Origin of the sequence: Pseudonocardia sp. D17 (assembly GCF_036984265.1) — a bacterium.
Taxonomy (GTDB): Bacteria; Actinomycetota; Actinomycetes; order Mycobacteriales; family Pseudonocardiaceae; genus Pseudonocardia; species Pseudonocardia benzenivorans.
Genome location: NZ_BPRG01000160.1, coordinates 1 through 2,530 on the forward strand (window position 1 = coordinate 1; position 2,530 = coordinate 2,530).

1 protein-coding gene is annotated in these 2,530 nt (G+C 69.8%); it reads right to left on the bottom strand.

Features of this window, described 5'->3' with window-relative positions:
• Positions 1–59: 59 nt before the first annotated feature.
• Entirely contained in the window at positions 60–2,354 is a 2,295-nt protein-coding gene (locus tag PSD17_RS23435) for a non-ribosomal peptide synthetase (protein WP_339124523.1), read from the bottom strand.
• Between the last annotated feature and the right edge of the window lie 176 nt (positions 2,355–2,530).

A 2,530-nucleotide genomic window follows, 5' to 3' on the forward strand; every position in this document is an offset into this window, starting at 1 on the left:
CTCCGGGTTCGAGCAGGTGCGTCAGACACACCCACTCCGCCAGGAGGCCTTCCCCTTGATCAAGTCGCCACGCCGTCAACAACGTGCTGGGTCGCAACAGCTAGCGCGGCGATCGTCGGGTTGGCGTAGATGTCCTTGATCGACACTGTCGGCAGGTCGGCGCGTTTGCGCACCCGGGCGCAGAACCGCGCCATCACCATCGAGTCGCCGCCGAGGTCGTCAAAGAAGTGGCTGTCGACACGTACCCGCTCGACGTCAAGCACCTCGGCCAGCACCTGCGCGAGGCCGATCGCGACCGGATCGTGCCGCGCCGGCACGGCGGCGGGGGCGACCGTGCGGGCGGCCGGCGCGAACGCCTGAGCTAGGGCGGCGATCGTCGGGTGGGTGTAGACGTCCTTGATCGACACTGTCGGCAGGTCGGCGCGTTTACGCAGCCGGGCGCAGAACCGCGCCATCACCATCGAGTCGGCGCCGAGGTCGTCAAAGAAGTGGCTGTCGACACGTACCCGCTCGACGTCGAGCACCTCGGCCAGCACCTGCGCGAGGCCGGCCTCCGCGGGGGCGGCTCCAGCCGGAGCTGCTATGAGCTGGACGGAGTCGGTTGGATCAGCCGGGGGCGCCGGGACCGTCGGGCCTGAGGCCTGCCGCGGCTGGGCGGATGGCATCCAGTACAGCTGTTCGAGCAGGCTGGCGTTCTCGGCGCATAGCCGGTCGAGCTCGGCACGGGATGGGGTGTCGGCAGGTGCGGCTCCGGCTCGACGCATCCCCGGTCCCGGCAGGCTGCGTCGGTCCACACACTGCTGGGGTGTCATCGGGAAGACGTCGAGGCGTTCCAAGTGAGTCGGCACGTACTGCGGTGCCAGCCGCTCACCCAGCCACGTCCGGATCAGCTGCTCGTTCACATCCGGCGCGTCAGCGCGCACGGTGTAGTAACCGACCAGCTCGGTGACTTCGGGCGCCGGACGATGAGTCGTGACGACCGCCGCCGCGATGCCCGGAACCTCGAGCAGCACCGACTCAACTGTAGTGAGGTCAACACGCTGGCTGTCGATGTAGACCTGTTCGTCGAGGCGGCCGAGGTACTCTAGCTCGCCGGCCTCATTGACCCGGCCGAGGTCGCCGGTGCGGTAGATGCGACCCGACGGGTTACCCGGGATGCCCAGGAAGTCCTCGACGAACAGGCTGCCGGTCAGGTCGTTGCTGTCGAGGTAGCCGCACGACAGACCGATGCCGGCGACGCCGATCTCGCCGGTCTCGCCCTGCCTTAGCGCTCGGCGCGGCACATCGGGGTCGAGGAGCACGGTGGCGTAGGTGGGTAGCGGCACGCCGATCGTCACCGGCTTCTCAGGGCGCACCTGGGTCCAGGTCGCAGCGACCGTTGCGCCGGAGGGCCGGTACGCGTTGAGGAACCGCCGGCCTTTCCGGTACCAGCGGGCGACCAAGCTCTGCGGGCACGCCTCGCCCGAGACCAGCAGGAAACGAAGGTCGGGCAGGTCGTCCTCGAGCGTGGCCAGCTGGGCCGGGGTGGTGCATAGTGCGGTGACGCGCTTCGCCGACAGGAACGCGTGCAAGTCGCGGCCGCGCAACCTCAGACCAGGCGGCGCAGGCACCAGCGTCGCGCCGGCCGCCCACGCGACCCATGTCTCCTCGAGCGCGGCTGCGCAGGCTACTGCCTGTCCCTGATAACTGCGGTGTCCGCGAATGCCGAAGATCTCCGAGGCGACGCGGACGTAGTTGCAGATGCTGCGGTGGTCGATCGCGACGCTCTCCGGCCAGCCCGACGGGCTGCGGGTGTAAACAATGTAGGCCGGCAGGTCCGCCTGGCCGCCGCGCTCGGCCGGCAACAGGCGCTGGTCGCTCATTTCGGCGATCAGCCGGTCTGCCTGGTCGAGGAACAGCAGCTCCGCGCCGGTGGTCTGCAGCGCCTCCACACCGCAGACCCGGCCGCGCAGCTGTGCTCGGGTCAGGACCATCCGGACCTGGGCGTCGGTGACGAAGTAGGCCAACCGCTCGGTTGGCGTGTCCACGTCCAGCGGGACGCACGTCGCGCCGATCTTCAGCACAGCCAGCGCGCCGATGTAGGTCTGGATTGGGCGGTCGAACACGAGCGCAATACGGTCGCCCGCGTCGGCGCCGTGCAGCCGTAGGTAGCGGGCGACTCGGCTGGAGCGCCTGTCAAGCTCGTCGTAGGTCAGCCACAGCTCCGCGCTGTCGACGGCGAGCTGGCCGGCGCGCCCATACTCGCGGATCCAGTCGCAGCGCTGCTCGAAGATGCTGTCGAGGCGCTCGTCGTGCCGCACCCGCCAGCCCTGCGCCTCGTGCTGGTCGACAAGCACCAGCTCGGACAGCGGCACGGCCGGGCGGGCCTCGGGTCGGGCTGGTGGCTCAGGACGGGTGGGCGGGTTCACCGGGAGCGCGCTGACCCACGGGTCGGGTAGCTCCTCGTTTCTCGGGTAAGGGCGGGGTGTCTCTATGGGGTTGTCAAGCGGCTGCGGCCACTGGCGGCAGCGTCGGGACGCTCGGTGGCGCG